This window comes from Burkholderia sp. EMB26 (assembly GCF_024730645.1).
GTDB lineage: Bacteria > Pseudomonadota > Gammaproteobacteria > Burkholderiales > Burkholderiaceae > Burkholderia > Burkholderia cenocepacia.
Genome location: NZ_CP078072.1, coordinates 691165 through 709047, shown reverse-complemented (window position 1 = coordinate 709047; position 17883 = coordinate 691165). Strand labels below are relative to the sequence as shown.

The 17883-nt window shown below is 67.7% G+C and carries 21 protein-coding genes; 13 read left to right on the top strand and 8 right to left on the bottom strand.

From position 1 onward, the window contains the following. Positions 1-32: 32 nt before the first annotated feature. From moaD to fdhD, 5 genes are all read right to left on the bottom strand, one after another. Positions 33-290, bottom strand: coding sequence for a molybdopterin converting factor subunit 1 (gene moaD, locus KU887_RS33535; RefSeq protein WP_006498429.1), 258 nt, complete (start codon positions 288-290; stop codon positions 33-35). Between the two features lie 52 nt (positions 291-342). Beyond that, positions 343-915, bottom strand: coding sequence for a molybdenum cofactor biosynthesis protein MoaE (locus KU887_RS33530; RefSeq protein ID WP_058903700.1), 573 nt, complete (start codon positions 913-915; stop codon positions 343-345). 47 nt (positions 916-962) lie between these two features. Then, positions 963-2087 (bottom strand): GTP 3',8-cyclase MoaA, encoded by a 1125-nt coding sequence (moaA, locus tag KU887_RS33525; RefSeq protein ID WP_084752710.1) that lies wholly within the window; start codon positions 2085-2087, stop codon positions 963-965. A 217-nt stretch (positions 2088-2304) separates the two neighbouring features. Next, positions 2305-3519 carry a gephyrin-like molybdotransferase Glp gene (gene glp, locus KU887_RS33520; protein WP_059723896.1) on the bottom strand — a complete coding sequence of 405 codons (1215 nt, stop codon included), beginning with the start codon at positions 3517-3519 and terminating at the stop codon, positions 2305-2307. Next, on the bottom strand, positions 3516-4385 hold the full coding sequence (gene fdhD, locus KU887_RS33515) for a formate dehydrogenase accessory sulfurtransferase FdhD (RefSeq protein ID WP_034203666.1): 870 nt from the start codon (positions 4383-4385) through the stop codon (positions 3516-3518). The genes glp and fdhD overlap by 4 nt, the downstream gene beginning before the upstream one ends. A gap of 422 nt (positions 4386-4807) precedes the next feature. Between fdhD and KU887_RS33510 the strand changes: the two genes are divergently transcribed. The 4 genes from KU887_RS33510 (at position 4808) to KU887_RS33495 (ending at position 8800) form a co-directional block, all read left to right on the top strand. Next, positions 4808-6208, top strand: coding sequence for a cytochrome ubiquinol oxidase subunit I (locus tag KU887_RS33510; protein ID WP_258258545.1), 1401 nt, complete (start codon positions 4808-4810; stop codon positions 6206-6208). A 2-nt stretch (positions 6209-6210) separates the two neighbouring features. Beyond that, positions 6211-7218: a cytochrome d ubiquinol oxidase subunit II gene (cydB, locus tag KU887_RS33505; RefSeq protein ID WP_212150543.1), complete on the top strand. Its 1008-nt coding sequence runs from the start codon at positions 6211-6213 to the stop codon at positions 7216-7218. A 161-nt stretch (positions 7219-7379) separates the two neighbouring features. Then, positions 7380-8300, top strand: coding sequence for a bestrophin family protein (locus tag KU887_RS33500; protein ID WP_034203665.1), 921 nt, complete (start codon positions 7380-7382; stop codon positions 8298-8300). A 92-nt stretch (positions 8301-8392) separates the two neighbouring features. Further along, positions 8393-8800 carry a VOC family protein gene (locus tag KU887_RS33495; protein WP_034203664.1) on the top strand — a complete coding sequence of 136 codons (408 nt, stop codon included), beginning with the start codon at positions 8393-8395 and terminating at the stop codon, positions 8798-8800. 19 nt (positions 8801-8819) lie between these two features. Here KU887_RS33495 and trpS read toward each other — a convergent pair whose 3' ends face one another. Together trpS and KU887_RS33485 are read right to left on the bottom strand one after the other, a co-directional pair. Then, positions 8820-9833 (bottom strand): tryptophan--tRNA ligase, encoded by a 1014-nt coding sequence (gene trpS, locus KU887_RS33490; RefSeq protein ID WP_034204044.1) that lies wholly within the window; start codon positions 9831-9833, stop codon positions 8820-8822. A gap of 209 nt (positions 9834-10042) precedes the next feature. After that, positions 10043-10195: a hypothetical protein gene (locus tag KU887_RS33485; protein ID WP_006498419.1), complete on the bottom strand. Its 153-nt coding sequence runs from the start codon at positions 10193-10195 to the stop codon at positions 10043-10045. 478 nt (positions 10196-10673) lie between these two features. Between KU887_RS33485 and KU887_RS33480 the strand changes: the two genes are divergently transcribed. The 4 genes from KU887_RS33480 (at position 10674) to KU887_RS33465 (ending at position 12765) form a co-directional block, all read left to right on the top strand. Next, a complete protein-coding gene (locus tag KU887_RS33480; RefSeq protein ID WP_034203663.1) occupies positions 10674-11303 on the top strand; it encodes a hypothetical protein in 630 nt (209 codons plus the stop codon). Positions 11304-11383: 80 nt separating this feature from the next. After that, on the top strand, positions 11384-11719 hold the full coding sequence (locus KU887_RS33475) for a RebB family R body protein (protein WP_006498417.1): 336 nt from the start codon (positions 11384-11386) through the stop codon (positions 11717-11719). Between the two features lie 191 nt (positions 11720-11910). Next, a complete protein-coding gene (locus KU887_RS33470) occupies positions 11911-12261 on the top strand; it encodes a RebB family R body protein (RefSeq protein WP_006498416.1) in 351 nt (116 codons plus the stop codon). Between the two features lie 180 nt (positions 12262-12441). Then, positions 12442-12765: a RebB family R body protein gene (locus tag KU887_RS33465; RefSeq protein ID WP_006498415.1), complete on the top strand. Its 324-nt coding sequence runs from the start codon at positions 12442-12444 to the stop codon at positions 12763-12765. A gap of 82 nt (positions 12766-12847) precedes the next feature. Here KU887_RS33465 and KU887_RS33460 read toward each other — a convergent pair whose 3' ends face one another. After that, entirely contained in the window at positions 12848-13690 is an 843-nt protein-coding gene (locus KU887_RS33460) for a Crp/Fnr family transcriptional regulator (RefSeq protein WP_227746391.1), read from the bottom strand. Between the two features lie 243 nt (positions 13691-13933). Here KU887_RS33460 and KU887_RS33455 point away from each other — a divergent pair, with 243 nt between their 5' ends. The 5 genes from KU887_RS33455 (at position 13934) to KU887_RS33435 (ending at position 17810) form a co-directional block, all read left to right on the top strand. Further along, complete coding sequence (locus KU887_RS33455) at positions 13934-14491, top strand: RNA polymerase sigma factor (protein WP_006498413.1); 558 nt, start codon at positions 13934-13936, stop codon at positions 14489-14491. A gap of 114 nt (positions 14492-14605) precedes the next feature. Further along, complete coding sequence (locus KU887_RS33450; RefSeq protein ID WP_006498412.1) at positions 14606-14899, top strand: RebB family R body protein; 294 nt, start codon at positions 14606-14608, stop codon at positions 14897-14899. A gap of 34 nt (positions 14900-14933) precedes the next feature. Then, a complete protein-coding gene (locus tag KU887_RS33445) occupies positions 14934-15557 on the top strand; it encodes a hypothetical protein (protein ID WP_226244867.1) in 624 nt (207 codons plus the stop codon). Positions 15558-15746: 189 nt separating this feature from the next. Next, on the top strand, positions 15747-16193 hold the full coding sequence (locus tag KU887_RS33440) for a hypothetical protein (protein ID WP_006498410.1): 447 nt from the start codon (positions 15747-15749) through the stop codon (positions 16191-16193). A gap of 294 nt (positions 16194-16487) precedes the next feature. Next, positions 16488-17810, top strand: a complete 1323-nt coding sequence (locus KU887_RS33435; RefSeq protein ID WP_084752705.1) for an NAD(P)/FAD-dependent oxidoreductase — start codon at positions 16488-16490, stop codon at positions 17808-17810. Positions 17811-17883 lie beyond the last annotated feature (73 nt).

Genomic DNA, 17883 nt, shown 5'->3' with positions numbered 1-17883 from the left:
CGACATCGGAACGGGCGGGGCGCGGTGTAACGTCATCCGCCCGTCACCGGTGGAAAGAACGCAACTTCGCTGTCCTCGCGCACGACGAATTCCCCGGTCACCATTTCGAGGTTCACGGCCGCCCGCACCGGGCGGTCCATCCGCAGCGCGTCCGCACTGCGCGCGTCGCGTGCGGCCAGCGTGCCGCGCAGCGCGTCGACGGTGAGTTCGCGCGCATCGATCTCGACGGTTTCCTCGTCGAGCGCCAGTTGTTCGCGAATGCTCGCGAAGTATTTGATCGTCAGTTTCATCGGGTTGTCTCGGGCAGGAGCGGCGGAATCGGAAAACGCGAAGCGGGTGCGGTCAGCCCCAGCGCCGCATCGCCAGGTCGTCGTGCGCTTTCGCCTCGACCCAGCCGGATTCGCCGTCGTGCCGGATTTCCTTCTTCCAGAACGGCGCATGGGTCTTCAGGAAATCCATCAGGAATTCGCATGCATCGAACGCGGACGCGCGATGCGCGGCGGCCACCACGACCAGCACGACCGGCTGGCCGAGCGGAATGCGGCCGACGCGGTGCACGATCCTGACCGCTTCGAGCCGCCAGCGCGCGGTGGCCTCCTCGACGATGCTCCACAGTGCCTGTTCGGTCATCGTCGGGTAGTGCTCGACTTCCAGCGCGACGACGTCGTCGACGTCGCCTTCCTTGCGCACGACCCCGAGAAAATTCACGACCGCGCCGACATTCGGATTGCGAACGATCGGCGCCAGCTCCGCGCCCGCGTCGATCGGCGCATGCTGCACGCGTACTTCGAAGCCCGCGGCAATCGCGGGCGCCGATTCGGGGTGCGGGTCGGTCGCGTCGACGGGCGGCGGCGGGCTGGCGGCACGCAGCGGATCGTCCGGCAGCCCGGCGCGGGATTCGGTGAAGGTCGTCATGACAGGTTCTCCAGTGGGCGGCGCATCCGGTGTCGCGCGGCGGCCCGTCAGCCGCCGACGAGCGACATGCGCACGGTCGGATAGGTCTTGCCCGGCGCGCGGGCCGGCCGTGCGGCCCGGCGCTCGGAATAGCGGTCGTCGCGCTGCGTCCAGCGTGCGCGCACGGCGGCGGCGAGGTCGGCGCTCGACGCCGCGTCGTCGAGCCACGGCCGCAGGTCGGTGCCTTGCGTCGCGAACAGGCACGTATAAAGCTGGCCGTCGGCCGACACGCGGGCGCGCGAGCAGGTGCCGCAGAACGGATGCGACACGCTGGCGATGAAGCCGACTTCGCCTGCGCCGTCGATGTGCGCGCAACGGATCGCGGTGGCGTCGTGCCCCGGCTCGCCGACGAGCACGAGCGGATAGTGGGCGTCGATCAGCTCGCGCATCCGCGCGGCCGGCACCACCTTGTCGCCGGACCAGTAGCTGGCGCCGCCGACGTCCATGTATTCGATGAAACGCACGGCTACGCCCGTATGCCGGAAGTGCCGCACGAGCGGCAGGATCTGGTCGTCGTTCACGCCGCGCTCGATCACCGCGTTGACCTTGACCGGCGCGAGCCCGGCCGCATGCGCGGCCTCGATGCCGGCCAGCACGCGCGCCACGGGCACGTCCGCGTCGCTCATCCGGCGGAACACCGCTTCGTCGAGCGCATCGAGGCTCACGGTCACGCGCGACAGCCCCGCATCGCGCAATGTGCGTGCCTTCGCGGCGAGCAGCGAGCCGTTGGTCGTCAGCGCGATTTCGACCGGCTTGCCGTCGATGGTGGTCAGCGCGGCCAGCCGTTCGATCAGCGCTTCGAGGTGGCGGCGCAGCAGCGGTTCGCCGCCCGTGATGCGGATTTTCTCGACGCCGAGCGACGTGAAGGCGCGCGCGATCTTTTCCAGTTGCGCGAACGACAAGCGCTCGGACGACGGCATGAACGCGTAGTCGGCGCCGAAGCTTTCGCGCGGCATGCAGTAGCCGCAGCGGAAATTGCACTGGTCGATCACGGACAGGCGCAGGTCGCGCAGCGGGCGGCCGAGCGTGTCGGACGGGCGGGGGAAGGCGCCGGGCGATGCGCCGCCGGATGAAGCGGCGACGGCCGGCGCGGCGGAAACGATGGCATTCACGATCGGGTCGTCGGCCTGCATGAAGTAAGCGGAGGGGCGTCGCCGTTCGGCCGTGCGGGTGCCGACGTGTCGGCGCACAGGTCGTGACGAGCCTCATCGTGAGCATAGTCCGCCGGATTTTTCCGGCAGAGACACAATCGCGCCCGAATTGCAGGAATACAGTTCGCCGCGCCGGACGCGCGACAGGCGCGGCGAATGGCGCGAATGCGTCGCGCCGGGCGGGTAGTCGGCGTCGTGTTCATGCGAGCCAGGGAGTGAATTCGTAGTACGGAACCGCGTCGCCGCGCGCGAGCGTGCGCCCGGCCGGCAGCCGCGCGAGCCCGGTTGCCTGCACGAGCGACTGCAGCGTGCCGGCGCCTTGCTGGCGCAACGTGTCGAGCATGGGCGCGCCATCGGCGCCGACGATGCGCCGCACGCGCACGAAGCGTTCGCGCTGCGCATCCGGCTCGAAGCCGGTATCGATCGGCAGCGACGGCACGACCGGCAGGCAAGCGTCGCGCCCCTGCAGGCGGCGGATCAGCGGCGCGACGAACAGCGCGAACGCCGTCATCGCGGCGCCCGGATTGCCGGGCAGCAGTACCACGGGCCGCGCATCGAGCCGCGCGAGCGCGACCGGCTTGCCGGGCTTCATGCGCACACCGGTGACGAGGAACGACGCACCGAGCGCGGCCAGCGCGGGGCGCAGCAGGTCCTTGTCGCCAACCGACGCGCCGCCGACGCAGATCACGAGGTCGCACCGCGCGTGCAGGTCGCGCAGCGCCCGCTCGACGGCGGCCGGCGTATCGGCCGCATGCAGGCTCATCGCGACGTCGGCGCCGGTTCCCGCGGCCAGCGCGGCGAGCATCGGCGCGTTGCTGTTGTAGATCTGCTGCGGCGCACGCGGCTGGCCGCACGCGATCAATTCATCGCCGGTCGTCAGGATGCCGACGCGCAACGCCGCCCGCACGTCGATCCGCGCGAACCCCTGCGCGGCGGCCACCCCGACGTGCATCGCGCCCATCCGCACGCCGGCCGGCACGAGCAGGTCGCCGGCGCGCACTTCCTCGCCGCGGCGGCGGATGTGCGAACCGATGCGTTGCGGCGCGTCGAACGTGACGCCGCCGTCCTGTTCGTGCGCATGCTCCTGCATCACGACGGTGTCGGCGCCGGGCGGAATCAGGCTGCCGGTGAACAGGCGTGCGGCGGTGCGCGGCGCGAGCGGCGCGGGCGTGTCGCCCGCATAGCAGCGCTGCGCGACGCGCAGCGGCTCGCCGTGCGCGAGGTCGGCGTGCCGCACGGCATAGCCGTCCATCGCGCTCTGGTCGGCCGGCGGCTGGTCGAGCACCGCGGTCAGCGGCGCGGCCAGCACGTGGCCGGCCGCGTCGGCGACCGGCAGGGACGCGGCGGCCGCGAGCGGCGCGAACGCACCGGCGAATTGCTGCTGTGCGGTATCGAAATCGAACAGGGGTTTCATGACGAATGGACCGGGTGCACCGGTGCAGGCAGTGGGTCGAGGTGAACGGCGGCGGGCGACACGTATTCGACGAAGCCGTCGTCGCGGCAGAAACCGACCAGCCGCACGCCGGCTTCGCGGGCGACGTCGATCGCGAGCGACGTCGGCGCCGAGATCGTCGCGAGCATCGGGATGCCGACCCGCGCGGCCTTGCGCACCAGTTCGTAGCTCGCGCGGCTCGACAGGAACACGAAGCCCGCGCGCAGGTCGGCGCGGCGGCGCGCGAGCTGGCCGATCAGCTTGTCGAGCGCGTTGTGGCGGCCGACGTCCTCGAACACGTCGAGCACGGCGCCGTCGCGGTCGCACCACGCGGCCGCGTGGATGCCGCCCGTTTCGCGCATCAGCGTCTGCCGGGCCGGCAGCGCACGCGCGGCGCGCGCGATCGCATCGGCGCCGATGCCCGCGGCCGTGCCGGCGGCCGCGATCCGCGGCGGGTGCAGGTCGAGCTGCGCGATGCTTTCGATGCCGCACACGCCGCAGCCCGTGCGGCCGGCCAGCGCGCGGCGGTGCGCCTTCAGCGCCATGAACGCCTGCTGCGACACCGTGAGCCGGACTTCGGCGCTGCCGGGCCGGCATTCGCTTTCGATGTCGAAGACGTCCGACGCGCGCTCGACGATGCCTTCGCTCAGCGCGAAGCCGAGGCCGAACGCGTCGAGGTCGATCGGCGTCGCCATCATGACCGTGTGCGCGATGCCGTTGAACACGAGTGCAACCGGGGTTTCGTCGACGACGCGATCGACGGTGTCGCACGCGGCGCCGGCGCGATGGCGCGTCACCTGACACGCGGTGCTGCCGGTCGGATCGTCGCGGCGGGTGCAGGACTCCATGCGGGTTTCTCCAGACGGGACGGCCGGCGGGCCGGCCGGGCTCGGCGCGGGCGCCGAACGACGGGATTCGATGCCGCCGGGCGGGCGCCGCAGGGCGCACGACCGCCGCGGGCAGGCGTTGCATAACATGTTAAGTGGAGTGAACAGTGCGCCGCAGACACAGCGCCGCCACGCGGAAAGCAGTACAGCTGAGCGTCCCGCCGGCACGGAAACTATTTTCCGTGCACACATCTTTGGCGGCGCAAGCAGCACAGTTTCAGCGCACGTTCGAGTGATTGCGAGTATCGTTGCAAACGCGATATCGTCATTCACGCTTCGATGCCATGCGAGTGACCCGTTGTGTTCGCATGTGTCATCGCCAAGCCGTCGCGCGATTTCCTGCTTCGGGCGTACGTCCTCACAACCACGAGCAAATTACGGTCATGGAAATCTTCGATGCGTTCCATCTCGCCCGATTGCAATTCGCATTCACGGTGTCGTTCCACATCGTGTTCCCCGCGATCAGCATCGGCATGGCGAGCTTCCTGGCGGTGCTGGAATGGCGCTATCTCGTCACCGGCGACGCCGCCTACAAATCCATGTTTCAGTTCTGGTCGAAGATCTTCGCGATCGGTTTCGGCATGGGCGTGGTCTCCGGCGTCGTGATGGCGTACGAGTTCGGCACCAACTGGGCCGGCTTCTCGCGCGTCGCGGGCAACATCACGGGGCCGCTGCTCACGTATGAAGTCCTGACGGCGTTCTTCCTCGAAGCCGGCTTCCTCGGCGTGATGCTGTTCGGCTGGCAGCGCGTCAGCCCGCGCGCGCACTTCTTCGCGACGCTGATGGTCGCGGTCGGCACGCTGATCTCGACGTTCTGGATTCTCGCGTCGAACAGCTTCATGCAGACGCCGCAAGGCTACAAGATCGAGAACGGCCTCGTCGTGCCGGTCGACTGGTTCAAGGTCGTCTTCAACCCGTCGTTTCCGTACCGTCTCGTGCACATGACGATCGCGGCGTTCATCGTCGCGGGCTTCATCGTCGCCGCGTGCGGCGCGTGGCACCTGCTGAAGGGGCGTCGCGACGAGCCGGTGAAGCGCAGCTTCTCGATGGCGCTGTGGATGCTGCTGGTGCTCGCGCCGATCCAGATCGGCGTCGGCGACGCGCACGGGCTGAACACGCGCGAATACCAGCCGGCGAAGATCGCGGCGATCGAAGGGCTGTGGGAAACCGAGAAGGGCGGCACCGCGCTGAACCTCGTCGGGCTGCCCGACATGCAGGCCGAAACCACCCGCTATGCGATCCAGGTGCCGCACCTCGGCAGCCTGATCCTCACGCACAGCTGGGACGGCGAGATCCGCGGGCTGAAGGAATTCCCGCCGCAGGACCGTCCGTATTCGCCGATCATCTTCTGGACGTTCCGGATCATGGCCGGCCTCGGGATGCTGATGCTGCTGACCGCGCTGCTCGGGCTGCTGCTGAGAAAGGGCGGGCGCCTGTATGAAACGCGCTGGTTCCAGTGGTTCGTGGTGGCGATGGGGCCGTCGGGCATCGTCGCGCTGCTGGCCGGCTGGATCACGACCGAGGTCGGGCGGCAGCCGTGGACCGTATACGGCGTGCTGCGCACCATCGATTCGGTCTCCCCGCTCGACGCTCAGCAGGTCGGCGTGTCGCTGCTGGTCTTCGTGGTCGTGTATTTCCTGGTATTCGGAACGGGTATCTACTACATGATGAAGCTGATGAAGCGCGGGCCGGCGGCCCAGGCCGGCTACATCGAACTGCACCGGCATCCGGGGCTGCGCAAGAGCGCGCTGTCCACGCCGCTGAACGTCACCGAGGCGGAGTAACCATGCACATCGATCTTCCTGTCGTCTGGGCCGCGATCATCGGCCTCGGCGTATTCATCTACGTGATGCTGGACGGCTTCGATCTCGGCATCGGTCTGCTGTTTCCGTTCTTCGATGCGAAGGCCGAGCGCCAGGTGATGCTCGACACCGTCGCGCCGGTGTGGGACGGCAACGAGACGTTCCTCGTGCTCGGCGGCGCGGGCCTCTACGGCGCGTTTCCGGTCGTGTATTCGACGCTGCTGCCGGCCAACTACCTGCCGCTGGTGCTGATGCTGGTCGGGCTGATCTTCCGGGGCGCGGCGTTCGAGCTGCGCGCGAAAGCCACCCGCACGCAGCACATGTGGGACCTCGCGTTCATCGGTGGCTCGGCGCTGGCGGCGTTCTGCCAGGGAATCGTGCTCGGTTCGCTGCTGCAGGGCATCAAGATCGAGAACAACCACTTCGCGGGCGGGCCGTTCGACTGGCTGTCGCCGTTCAGCATGATGTGCGGGATCGGCGTGCTCGTCACCTATGCGACGCTCGGCTGCGGCTGGCTGATCCTGAAGGTCGACGGCGAACTGCAGCGCAAGATGCGGTTGCTGATGAAGCCGCTCACGGGCGTGCTGCTCGCGGTGATGGGCGTGGTGAGCCTGTGGACCGTGATCGGGCTGCCGGCCGTCGCGCACCGCTGGTTCGGCAGCGGCAACCTCGGCTGGTTCCTGCCGGTGCCGGTCCTCGTCGTCGCATGCGTGTGGGGCATCTTCCACACGGTGAAGCGCGCGCACGAGGCCACGCCGTTCCTGCTGACGCTGGCCCTCGTGTTCCTCGGCTACACCGGGCTCGTGATCAGCATCTGGCCGAACATCGTGCCGCCGTCGCTGACGATCTGGGACGCGTCGTCGAGCCATTCGAGCCAGTTGTTCGCGCTCGTCGGCACCGTGATCGTGCTGCCGATCATCCTCGTGTACAACGCGATGCAGTACCACGTGTTCCGTGGCAAGGTGCGCGAGGGCGACGTCGGCTATCACTGAGCGGCCAGCGCGGTGACGGGGCGCGTCGCTCGCGTCTCATCACGCGCGGCGCGGCGCCCGACACGGCACCCGATACGAAAGCGGCCCGCCACGCGCGGGCCGTTGCGCATCGGGTGCGGGCGCAACGGGTTGCGCATTTCCTTGGCAGTCGAGAAAACATCATGATCGTCAGACCACGACAGAACTGGCTCAGGATGCTGTTCGTATGGAACGGCTCCGTGCTGCAGTCGATCATTCCGCAGCTCGTGTTCATGGCGATCGTCAGCACGCTGGCGGTCTTCACGAACGGGCGCATCTTCGGCGAGAAGATTCCGCTCAACACCGCGCCGTTCACGCTGTTCGGGCTCGCGCTCGCGATCTTCCTCGGGTTTCGCAACAACGCGAGCTTCGAGCGCTTCAAGGAAGCGCGGCATCTGTGGGGCAACCTGCTGATCGCCGCGCGCACCGTGACGTCGCAACTGCATCGCTACCTGCCCGACAGCGTGAGCGACGCCGAGCGCAACCGGCTCGCCGATCTGCTGATCGCGCTCGCGTATGCGCTGAAGCACCAGCTGCGCCATACCGATCCGACCGCGGACCTGCAGCGCATTCTTGGCGCGGAGCGTACGGCCGCGCTCGGCGGCAAATGCTACAAGCCGGTCGCGATCCTCGACGAACTGCGCGGCGGCATCGTCCGTGCGCTGGGCCGCGCGCCGGGCAGCGACGCGACCTGCTGGATGTTCGAGACGCAACTCGACGAGCTCGGCAAGTCGGTCGGAGGGTGCGAGCGCATCCTGTCGACGCCGATCCCGTTTTCGTACAGCGTGCTGCTGCATCGCACCGTGTATGCGTATTGCGTGCTGCTGCCGTTCGGGCTCGTCGATTCGACGGAGTTCTTCACGCCGCTGATCTGCGTGTTCATTGCGTATACGCTGATCGCGCTCGAAGCGATCGCGAACGAAGTGGCCGAGCCGTTCGGCCTCGCGCCGAATGCGCTCGCGCTCGATGCGATGACGCGTACGATCGAGCGGTCGGTGCTGGAACTCGGGGATCGGCCGATGCCGGAGGAATTCGTGCCCGCGTCGACGTATCAGATCACGTAGGCTGCGGGGCGTTAGTGTAGTCGTCTGTAAGGTTGATCGGCCGGAGCGATGACGGGTGTGTAGACTCTTGCTCGTTCAATGGAGCCCACACCATGCAACTGCTCGATCACGTGTCGATCGGCGTGCCGGATATCGACCAGGCACGCCCTTTCTACGATGCCGTCATGGCTGCGCTGGGCGCGACCAAGGTCTATGACCGGCCCAATGCGCTCGGTTACGGCGAACGTTGCAGCGCGAATGATCCGGGGTCGACCTTTCTGGCGGTGTATCTGGATCCCGCCGAAATCGGCGCGAGCAAGCGGCACTGGTGTTTCAAGGCGACTTCCCGCGAGCAGGTGCATGCGTTTTTCGAGGCCGGCCTCGCGACAGGCGGCCAGTCCGACGGCGAACCCGGGTTGCGGCCGCAGTACCACGCCGACTACTACGCGGCTTTTCTGGTCGATCCGGCCGGCAACCGGGTCGAGGCCGTCTGTCATGCGGCGGCCGGCGCCGGAGCGTGAGCGGCCGTGACGGCATCGCTCAACCGAAATACGTCAACCCCATCGCTCCCTTCACCTCCGCGAGCGTCGCCCCCGCCACTTCCCGCGCATGCAGCGTGCCGCGCTTCAGGATCGCCATCACTTCGGCCTTGTCGGCTTCGAACTCACGGCGGCGCGCGCGGATCGGCTCGATCAGCGCCTGCAGCCGCTCGTTCAGCACGCGCTTGACGACGCTGTCGCCGAGGCCGCCGCGGCGATAGTGGGCCTTCAGCTCGTCGACCTTCGCCACGTCCGGCTCGAACGCATCGAGGAACGTGAACACGACGTTGCCCTCCACTTGGCCGGGGTCGCTCACGCGCAGGTGATTCGGGTCCGTGTACATGTCCTTCACGGCCTGCGCGATCTCGTCCGGCGTCGAGCCGAGCGTGATCGCGTTGCCGAGCGACTTGCTCATCTTCGCCTTGCCGTCGATGCCGGGCAGCCGCGTGACCGATGACAGCACGGCCTCGCATTCGACCAGCACCGGCTGCTCGACGGTCGCGTTGAAGCGACGCACGAGCTCGTTGGTCTGCTCGATCATCGGCAACTGATCGTCCCCGACCGGCACGTGGGTCGCCTTGAACGCGGTGATGTCGGCTGCCTGGCTCACCGGGTAGGTCAGGAAGCCGGCCGGGATGTCGCGCTCGAACCCGCGCAGGCGGATTTCTTCCTTGATGGTCGGATTGCGCTCGAGGCGCGCGACCGTGACGAGGTTGAGCAGGTATTGCGACAGCTCGGCGAGTTCGGGCACCTGCGACTGCACGACGATCGTCGAGATCGCCGGATCGATGCCGACGGCGAGGTAGTCGAGCGCGACCTCGATCACGTTTTCGGTCACGCGCTGGCGGCGGCCCATGTTGTCGGTGAGCGCCTGCGTGTCGGCGAGCAGCAGGAATTGCGTCGCCTCGTGCTGCATCTGCACGCGGGCGCGCAGCGAGCCGATGTAGTGGCCGAGGTGCAGCGGGCCGGTCGTGCGGTCGCCGGTGAGGATGATCGGGCGGGTGGGATGCGTCATGGTCGTCGTGGGCTCCGGGTTGTCGAAGCCGCCAGCCATGGTCTCGGCGCAGAAACGCAAATGCCGCCATGGCTGGCGGCATCACGTTTGGGACATGCAAAAGGAAACGGGCCGCCTGGGTCAGGCGCGCCACCAGCAATGCACGATCGGCGAGGCAGGTCGGGTTTCCATCGCGCCAGTATAGCGCAGTGCGCGGCAGGACGCGTGCGTCAGCGGATCACCGACTCCATCGCGAGGTACGCGGTTTCGGCGGACGGCCACAGCAGGTACAGCAGGCCGGCCATCAGCAGCAATGCGCCGGCGCGGACGAACGGCGTGCGGTCTTTGTCGCGGGGATGGGTGGGCTGCTTCGATTTCTTCATGCTTGCAGGCGCGGGGTGCGCCACTCCAACGGTTACTGCAACGGCTCGCGCGGGGCGAGGCCGAGGTATGACGGGTTTTACGGGACTGGGATGCTGTCCGGGGCCCGGGTCGTCCGGGCCGAGCGCGAAGTTTACCAGCCGCGGGGCGTGAAAAAGGGGACGGTTGAGAGGTCGTGCCGGCTGCCCGCGTCGAGGCGACCGGCATCCTACCAGTTCAACAGGCCGGACACAGTCAAGAATTGTCGGGAACGGGCGCGGCCGGCGCGCCGGCCCCGTTCCCGATTTCACAGACACGTCGCATGGTTCGTCCCTGCAGCGGTCCGCCGAAATTTCCGGCCGGGCCGTCGCACCTTCCTTTCCCGGAGAACCCCATGCGATATCCATTGCAGCACGCCGACCAGGCCGCCGTGGCGCGGCGTCCATCCGAACCCGACCCTCGCGTCCCCGTGCCGGGGCGTCCCTCGAGGAGGTGTGAGCCATGAGCAACGACACACTCGACCCCCTGCTGCGCCAGTTCGCGGAGAAGCGTCTGGGCCGGCCGCTCGAGCCGGGCGAAGAACAGGCGCTGCTGGAGCGGCTGCCGAGCAGCCAGGGGCACCCGTCGGCGTCCGCCGCCGGCCCGGCCACGCCGGCGAGCACCGCGAATCCGTCCTTGCCGCAGTTGAAAACCCGGCGCGAGGCGCGCGAACAGATCAAGCATTTTCTGCAGCTCAACCAGCAAAAGGCGTACGAGAAGATGCGCGGCATCCTGCAGACGATCGACACGCAGAACGAGACGACCCTCGGCATGCTGGCGTCGGAGCAGCGGAAAGTAGCGGGCGTGCTCGACGCGCACGAGGCGGCGGGCGACGCGCAGGCTGCCGGCGCGGCGGAGATTCAGGACAGCACCCGCGAGGCGCTGACGATGATCGGCGAACAGCTGACGGGCCTGATCCGGCAGGAAATCGAAACGTGCTTCCGCCAATACGGCGATGCGCTCGCCGAACGGCTCGCGGCCAGGTTCGACGCAATGGAGGACCGGTTGCGGCGCATCGACACCGGCCCGGTTGAACGATCCGAACCTGCCGCTGCCGTTCACGACACCGTCGGCCGAGCGTCCATGGAGTAGCACGCGGGTCATGCGACCGAACGCGAAACCGGCCGGTCCCGATGTGCGACCTCTCAACTACGTGAACCAAGGAGCAACAAATGGCTGATACGTGTCAAGTGTGCCAGGTCAATCCCGCGATTACCGATGCGGTCACACAGGTCAACGTCAAGGTGGTCGCGGAAGCGCCGGCGATGGCGATGGGCTCGCTGTACCAGGCCCAGAGCCATTCGCTGAGCATCCTGTTCGAGAACGCGGTGCAGCAGCAGTCGCAGGCCGCGATCCAGTCGCAAACGTCGACGAACGTGGGGACGATGCAGCTCTACACGATCGGGCCGGAAAGCGCGGGCGCGGCCGCCACGGAAATCGGCGCGAACGGGATCATTTCCATTCTGGCCGACGTGATCGCGATCGGGAAGGCGGTGGCCCGGCCGTAAGGCGTCATCGCAGCGCCGTGGTTGAAGCGGCGGCGGCCGCGGCACGCGCCGCCGATCCCGCCGCCGCGGCGCGGATTCGCAGCATGGCCGCCGGCGCCTGACCCACGGTGCCGTGCGGTGTTCCGGAGCAAACGACGGAGCGGGCAGCGCCGATTCGATGCGCAGCCCGTTCGCGAAACAGGAGAAATACGATGGCAAATGACACAAACGACGCGAAGGACCCCTGCAAGACGTGTGCGGTCAACGCCGCGATCACCGACGCGGTCACGCAGACCAACGTCAAGGTGGTCGGCGAGGCGCCCGCGATGGCCACGGGCTCGCTGTACCAGGCCCAGAGCCATTCGCTCAGCGTGCTGTTCGAGAACGCCGTGCAGCAGCAGTCGCAGTCCGCGGTGCAGCTGCCGACCTCGACGAACGTGGGCACGATGCAGCTGTACACGCTCGGGCCGGCGAGCGCCGGCGCGGCCGCGACGGAAATCGGCTCGAACGGCGTGCTGTCCGTGCTGGCCGACGTGCTCGCGCTCGGCAAGGCGCTGGCCTGACGCGTAGCCCGGCGTCGGCGCCGGGCGGTGGCCCCGATCGCGGTGGCTGCCGCCCGGCGCCCGACATCGTGTCGACGCACGTGACGGCGGACACCCCGTCACGTAGCGTCGGCGCCGGCCGACCCACTCATGCGCTCGCCACGACCGCGCCGCGGCGGCGAGCCAACCAGGAGCCAAGACATGCCGGAACAGGTTTCCCCCGCGACGACCGATGCAGTCACGCAAGCCAACGTCAAGGTAGTGGGCGAAGCGCCCGCCGTGGCGTTGGGCACGCTCATGCAGTCCAACAGCCACGCGTCCGCGATCCTGCTTCACAACGCGGTGCAGATGCAGGCGAACCAGGCGGCATCCAACCTCGCCGCCACGACCGTCGGCATCATGCAGCTCTATGCCGGCTCGCCGGTAGCGCTGGCCAGCGCGGCGCGGTCCGCGAACGACAACTTCGTCTCGCAACTGGCCGCCGTCGCTCAGTTGATGAACGCCATCGGCCACGGGCGCGGTTGACCTTCACCGCGCGCCGCGCAATCCGGCGCGCGCAACCATGCCCGCATGGCGGCGCTGCCCGGCGCACGCGCTTGCCGGGGCATCAATTGGCGGCGACGATGGTCCGGAGCTGCTCCGGTTTCTCGATCGTCACACCGTGTTCGTGTAGCCGGATCAGGCCGTCGCGCTGCATCTTCTGCAGGCTGCTGTTCAGTCGCGGCCGGCTGACGTTGAGCATCGCGGCGAGGATGCTCTGGTTCTCCGGCAGCGGCACCTCGAGATCGTTTCCTTGCATGCGGTTCAGCAGATGGCGCGCGAGCCGTGCTTCGAGCCGGTACAGGCATGCCGACTCGACGAAGTCGCTCAACTGGTGAATGTGCCGGCACAGCTGCTCGTGGATGCGCGCCATGAATTCCGCGTTGGCCTGCAGCGGCGCGAAGTGCTGGCGATGCAGCAGCGAAATGCGGCAGTCGGGGCTCAACTGGGCGGTGAAGCTGCGCCGGTGCGCGCGAATCAGCGTGTTCTCGCCGATGAGGTCGCCCGGCATCGCGTGACCGAGAATGATCTCGCGTCCGCCGGGTTCGTGCAGCGTCTTGTAGACGCGGCCGCGGTGCACGAACGCGACGAAATCTCCCGGATCGCCCTTGAAGAACAACAGGCGATTGCCGTGTTCCGGCCAGGACGTGACGTGCCGCTCGATGTGCGCGAGCAGGCTCTCCGGAAGATCGGCGAGTATCGGTATATTGCGCAGCGTTTGAGCGTTAGCAAGGGCAGGCATGTTTTCCGCGCGAGGTTGTTTGACGATGCAGCCACCTAGCGAAAAACGCTGCCTTTGGCATTGCGTGAAAAATGAATAATGAAAGTATCGAAATAATCGGCAAGCGGTCCGGACGGGGCCGTGTTTTGGCGGCAAGCGCGCTTGTTCGACCGACAGGGGAAGCCGCATGCCGACGCACGGGCGCATCGCGGCGGGAGTCCTGCTTGTTCATCGCAATGCCGTTATCCGGTCAGGCCCGGCGACGCACCTGAAACGACGGATCGGGCTATGCCGGTGAATTAAAATTTCCGTTCATAATAATCAAGAAAATTTACTGAAACCGATTATCGTTATATCGGTGTTACACGGGTAACAGCGCCATTCCCGGCGTCGAATCGATTCTGTGTTTTCCATAAAAAAGGAAGACACGGGATGACAACCTCGAACCAGCACGCTGCCCCGCCGCCCGAGTCTCCGGCGCAGCAGCTCGACCGCACGTGGCGGGAAATGCAGGGAAAATTGCGGCGCCGCGCGCGCCTGTTGTGCAAGGGTGATATTCACCGTGCCGACGAACTGCTTTCCGATACCGCACTCAAGGTCCACATTTATCTGCAGCGCTCGCCCGAGCGCGTCCGGAACCTGACGGGCTTTCTCTTTCTGGCGCTGAATCACGCGTTCCTCGATGGCGCGCGCCGCCGTCTGCGCGAAAGCGGCATGCTCGAATTCGACCCGGGCTGGGACGACGATCACGCCGTCGAGCTGGCCGGCCACGCGCCGTCGGTGGAGCAGCAACTGCTGCTGCGGCAACAGCTGCTGCGCCTCGAGCAGGCGCTGTCCATGCTGTCCCCGCAGCAGCAGATGCTGTTCACGCTGAAGTTCGAGGAGGACCGGCCTTATCTGCACATCGCCGAGACGCTCGGGATCAACGAGCCGCTCGCCAGAAAACGGGTCGAGCTGCTGCGCAAGAAGTTGCGCGAGGAACTCGCGTGAGCGCGTTCACGAATGCCGGCACGCAGCGTTCCTAACGGCATGCGCGGCGTCGATGGCCTGCCGGCCCGCCCGTTCCTTCAATCGCATGCCGGAGCCGAGATCCGAGGAGGCCTCGTGGCAGACAAAGTCAATGAGCAGATTACCGATGCGCTGACGCAGACCAACGTCAACGTCGTCGCGGGATCGCCGGCCCAGGCGCTGGGCATGCTGTACCAGATGTTCAGCCAGGCCGTCGGCATCTCGGCGCAGAACATGACCCAGCAGCAGGCGGCGCTGAACCAGATCTCGAACGCCGTGGTGTCGAAGGCGGTGGCCATGATCCTGTCCGTCGAAGCGTCGCCGAAGCCGGCATCGGGCGGCGCGTCACTGCCCGCGGCGGGCGGGCCGCCGACGGGCTCCACGCACTAGGACGCGACGTTATCAGGATATCTGAATAATGAACATGAAAGGTCTTTTGGGCGGCCGCGCAGACGGCGCGACGCAAGCGCCGGACGGCACCGCGGACGCAGCAGCCGCCACATCCGCCGCAGCCGAAGCAACGACGCCGGCCGATGTCGCGCCGCACGCCGCTGCTTCGGCAGCCGGCACGCGCGCGTGGCCGACCAACCGGCTGCGCAGGTTCACCGATGCGCTGAAGGCGCCGGACCAGATCGCGGGCGCGAGAGGGTCCGCCCACTCGGCGCTGCAGACCGTGCAGGCGATCAACGCGGAGGCTGCGTCCTACGCGACGACGCAGATCGCCGTCGGCCCGAACATGATGATCACGCAGGCGGGCGGCATGGTCGCGCAGGCGGCGGCCAACTACTTCGAGGCGTCGACGTCGCTGGCGATCGCGGGCAAGAGCGTGCTGATGAAGGACCTGGCGCAGAAGACCATCGACGAGGACGTGAAAGGCATGGCGATGGATGCGGTGGGCCTGCTGTTGACGGACCTGTTCGTCGCGACCGCGGCGGTCGTCGCGGGCGCCGCGGAGGCGATCGAAGGCGAGGCCGCGAGCGTCGCGCTCGACAGGATCGACGAGAGCCTGCAGAAGTATCAGGCGTTGCTGGACAAGAAGGGCACGTAGGGGCGCGACGTCGATCACGAACGTCGCGGGCGATCGCCTGTCGCGCGAGTGGCGGCAACGCATCGATCGACACGACCCGCCGGGCCGCCCGGCCCGATGCGGGATGTGAGCGGCAGGCGCGACGCGCGTTCTTCGTCGAACACGTCGCGGCCTGCTACCGGCAGTCCAGTCCAATCATGTGAGGAACCCATGTCCTACATCATTCAGCACGTAAACGGTCCCGCGCCGCTGGCGGTCGGCGAGCGCCAATGGGGAGATGCGACGGAAATCGATTTCGGCGCGATGACGAGCTGCATCGCGCTCGTCGAGCAGACGCCGGGTCAGCCGACGATGGTGCGCGGCATCCATCTGTCGATCGTCGGCCCCGACGGCACGAAGGTCTACGACACGGCGGCGAATGTCGCCGGGCAGGTCGAGACGATCATGCAGCAGAGCGGCGACATGCGTGCGTGCCTCGGGCGTATCGACGTCTGGCAGGCCAACGAGTCGCAGGAGGTGCAGGATTTCTTCGCCGCGCTGATGCAGAGTCTCGACATGTTCGAGTGGGTGCAGGTGCCGGACGGCAATCTGCGGGTGCGAATCCATGGTGGCGTGATGGCGTATCGGAAGGGCACCGACGGGTGGACCAACGTGTAGTCGGCACGAGCCGGTGACATACCGGTGGGGCGCGTCGACGATCGGTTCGGCTGCGTCGGGACATCGGATTTTTTGGCGCACCCATGCGCTCGTGTCGAACCGTTCCCGACCGGCGTTGCGCTTCGGCTGCCTGCTTGCACGCTGCGCGCCACCGCCTCCCGCCCCAGCTTTTTGCTCGTCAACACCAACAAAAAACCTCATTTCGCGCCAGACGCCCTGTCCGCAGAATGTCTCCATTCCAGCTCACGCAGCGACACGCGCGTCGCATGAGCCGCACTTCAGAAGGAGACAGCCGTGGCAGTCGAAACAACCTCAATCGATACGCTCGTCGTCGGCGCCGGGCAGGCCGGCGTGGCCATGAGCGAACATCTGGGCAAGCTGGGCGTGCCCCATCTCGTGCTGGAGCGCAGCCGCATCGCCGAACGCTGGCGCACCGGACGCTGGGATTCGCTGGTCGCGAACGGCCCCGCGTGGCACGACCGTTTCCCGGGGCTCGAATTCGACGGCCTCGATCCCGACGCGTTCGCGTCGAAAGACCAGGTCGCGGACTACTTCGAAGCGTATGCACGCAAGTTCAACGCGCCGATCCGTACCGGCGTCGAAGTGAAGCACGTCGTGCGCAACACGGGCAAGCCGGGCTTCGTCGTCGAGACGTCGGACGGCACGATCGAGGCGAACCGCGTGGTGGTCGCGACGGGGCCGTTCCAGCGCCCGGTGATTCCGCCGATCGCGCCGGACGATGCGCGCCTCGTGCAGATCCATTCCGCCGACTATCGCAACCCCGGTCAGCTTCCGGCGGGCGCGGTGCTGGTGGTCGGCGCCGGTTCGTCGGGCGTGCAGATCGCCGACGAGCTGCAGCGCGCGGGGCGGCAGGTGTACCTGTCGGTCGGGCCGCACGATCGTCCGCCGCGCGCGTATCGCGGCCGCGACTTCTGCTGGTGGCTCGGCGTGCTCGGCGAATGGGACAAGGAAGTCGCGACGCCCGGCCGCGAGCACGTGACGATCGCGGTGAGCGGCGCGCGCGGCGGCCATACGGTCGATTTCCGCGCACTGGCGAACCAGGGCGTGACGCTGGTCGGGCTGACGAAGTCGTTCGACGGCGGCGTGGCGGTGTTCGAGCGCGATCTCGCGATCAATCTCGCGCGCGGCGACGAGAACTACCTGGCGCTGCTCGACGCGGCCGACGCGTATGCGGCACGCAACGGCCTAGACCTGCCGGAAGAGCCGGGCGCGCGGCGCATCCTGCCGAATCCCGAATGCGTCGCGCATCCGATCCTCGCACTCGACCTCGCCGGCGCCGGCATCGCGTCGATCGTCTGGGCGACGGGCTATGCCGTCGACTACGGCTGGCTGAACGTCGACGCGTTCGGGCCGGACGGCAAGCCGCAGCACCAGCGCGGCGTGTCGAAGGAGCCCGGCATCTATTTTCTCGGGCTGCCGTGGCTGTCGCGGCGCGGCTCGAGCTTCATCTGGGGCGTGTGGCACGACGCGAAACACATCGCCGATCACATCGTCACGCAGCGCAAGTACCTCGCGTACCACGACGCGTCGCAGCACCGCGCGGCCGCGCAAGCGGCACGGCCCGACGCTCGCCCGCTCGCCGAAGCGGCGAACTGATCCCCGACACATCCCGCCGCGCCGCGATTGCTTCCGGCGCGGCGGGCAACCCACCGACACTCGAAGGACCTCG

Excerpts from the sequence above, each read along its gene's own strand:
- moaD (WP_006498429.1), bottom strand. The coding sequence starts at position 290 with ATGAAACTGACGATCAAATACTTCGCGAGCATTCGCGAACAACTGGCG.
- KU887_RS33530 (WP_058903700.1), bottom strand. The coding sequence starts at position 915 with ATGACGACCTTCACCGAATCCCGCGCCGGGCTGCCGGACGATCCGCTG.
- moaA (WP_084752710.1), bottom strand. The coding sequence starts at position 2,087 with ATGCAGGCCGACGACCCGATCGTGAATGCCATCGTTTCCGCCGCGCCG.
- glp (WP_059723896.1), bottom strand. The coding sequence starts at position 3,519 with ATGAAACCCCTGTTCGATTTCGATACCGCACAGCAGCAATTCGCCGGT.
- fdhD (WP_034203666.1), bottom strand. The coding sequence starts at position 4,385 with ATGGAGTCCTGCACCCGCCGCGACGATCCGACCGGCAGCACCGCGTGT.
- KU887_RS33510 (WP_258258545.1), top strand. The coding sequence starts at position 4,808 with ATGGAAATCTTCGATGCGTTCCATCTCGCCCGATTGCAATTCGCATTC.
- cydB (WP_212150543.1), top strand. The coding sequence starts at position 6,211 with ATGCACATCGATCTTCCTGTCGTCTGGGCCGCGATCATCGGCCTCGGC.
- KU887_RS33500 (WP_034203665.1), top strand. The coding sequence starts at position 7,380 with ATGATCGTCAGACCACGACAGAACTGGCTCAGGATGCTGTTCGTATGG.
- KU887_RS33495 (WP_034203664.1), top strand. The coding sequence starts at position 8,393 with ATGCAACTGCTCGATCACGTGTCGATCGGCGTGCCGGATATCGACCAG.
- trpS (WP_034204044.1), bottom strand. The coding sequence starts at position 9,833 with ATGACGCATCCCACCCGCCCGATCATCCTCACCGGCGACCGCACGACC.
- KU887_RS33485 (WP_006498419.1), bottom strand. The coding sequence starts at position 10,195 with ATGAAGAAATCGAAGCAGCCCACCCATCCCCGCGACAAAGACCGCACG.
- KU887_RS33480 (WP_034203663.1), top strand. The coding sequence starts at position 10,674 with ATGAGCAACGACACACTCGACCCCCTGCTGCGCCAGTTCGCGGAGAAG.
- KU887_RS33475 (WP_006498417.1), top strand. The coding sequence starts at position 11,384 with ATGGCTGATACGTGTCAAGTGTGCCAGGTCAATCCCGCGATTACCGAT.
- KU887_RS33470 (WP_006498416.1), top strand. The coding sequence starts at position 11,911 with ATGGCAAATGACACAAACGACGCGAAGGACCCCTGCAAGACGTGTGCG.
- KU887_RS33465 (WP_006498415.1), top strand. The coding sequence starts at position 12,442 with ATGCCGGAACAGGTTTCCCCCGCGACGACCGATGCAGTCACGCAAGCC.
- KU887_RS33460 (WP_227746391.1), bottom strand. The coding sequence starts at position 13,690 with ATGCGGCTTCCCCTGTCGGTCGAACAAGCGCGCTTGCCGCCAAAACAC.
- KU887_RS33455 (WP_006498413.1), top strand. The coding sequence starts at position 13,934 with ATGACAACCTCGAACCAGCACGCTGCCCCGCCGCCCGAGTCTCCGGCG.
- KU887_RS33445 (WP_226244867.1), top strand. The coding sequence starts at position 14,934 with ATGAAAGGTCTTTTGGGCGGCCGCGCAGACGGCGCGACGCAAGCGCCG.
- KU887_RS33440 (WP_006498410.1), top strand. The coding sequence starts at position 15,747 with ATGTCCTACATCATTCAGCACGTAAACGGTCCCGCGCCGCTGGCGGTC.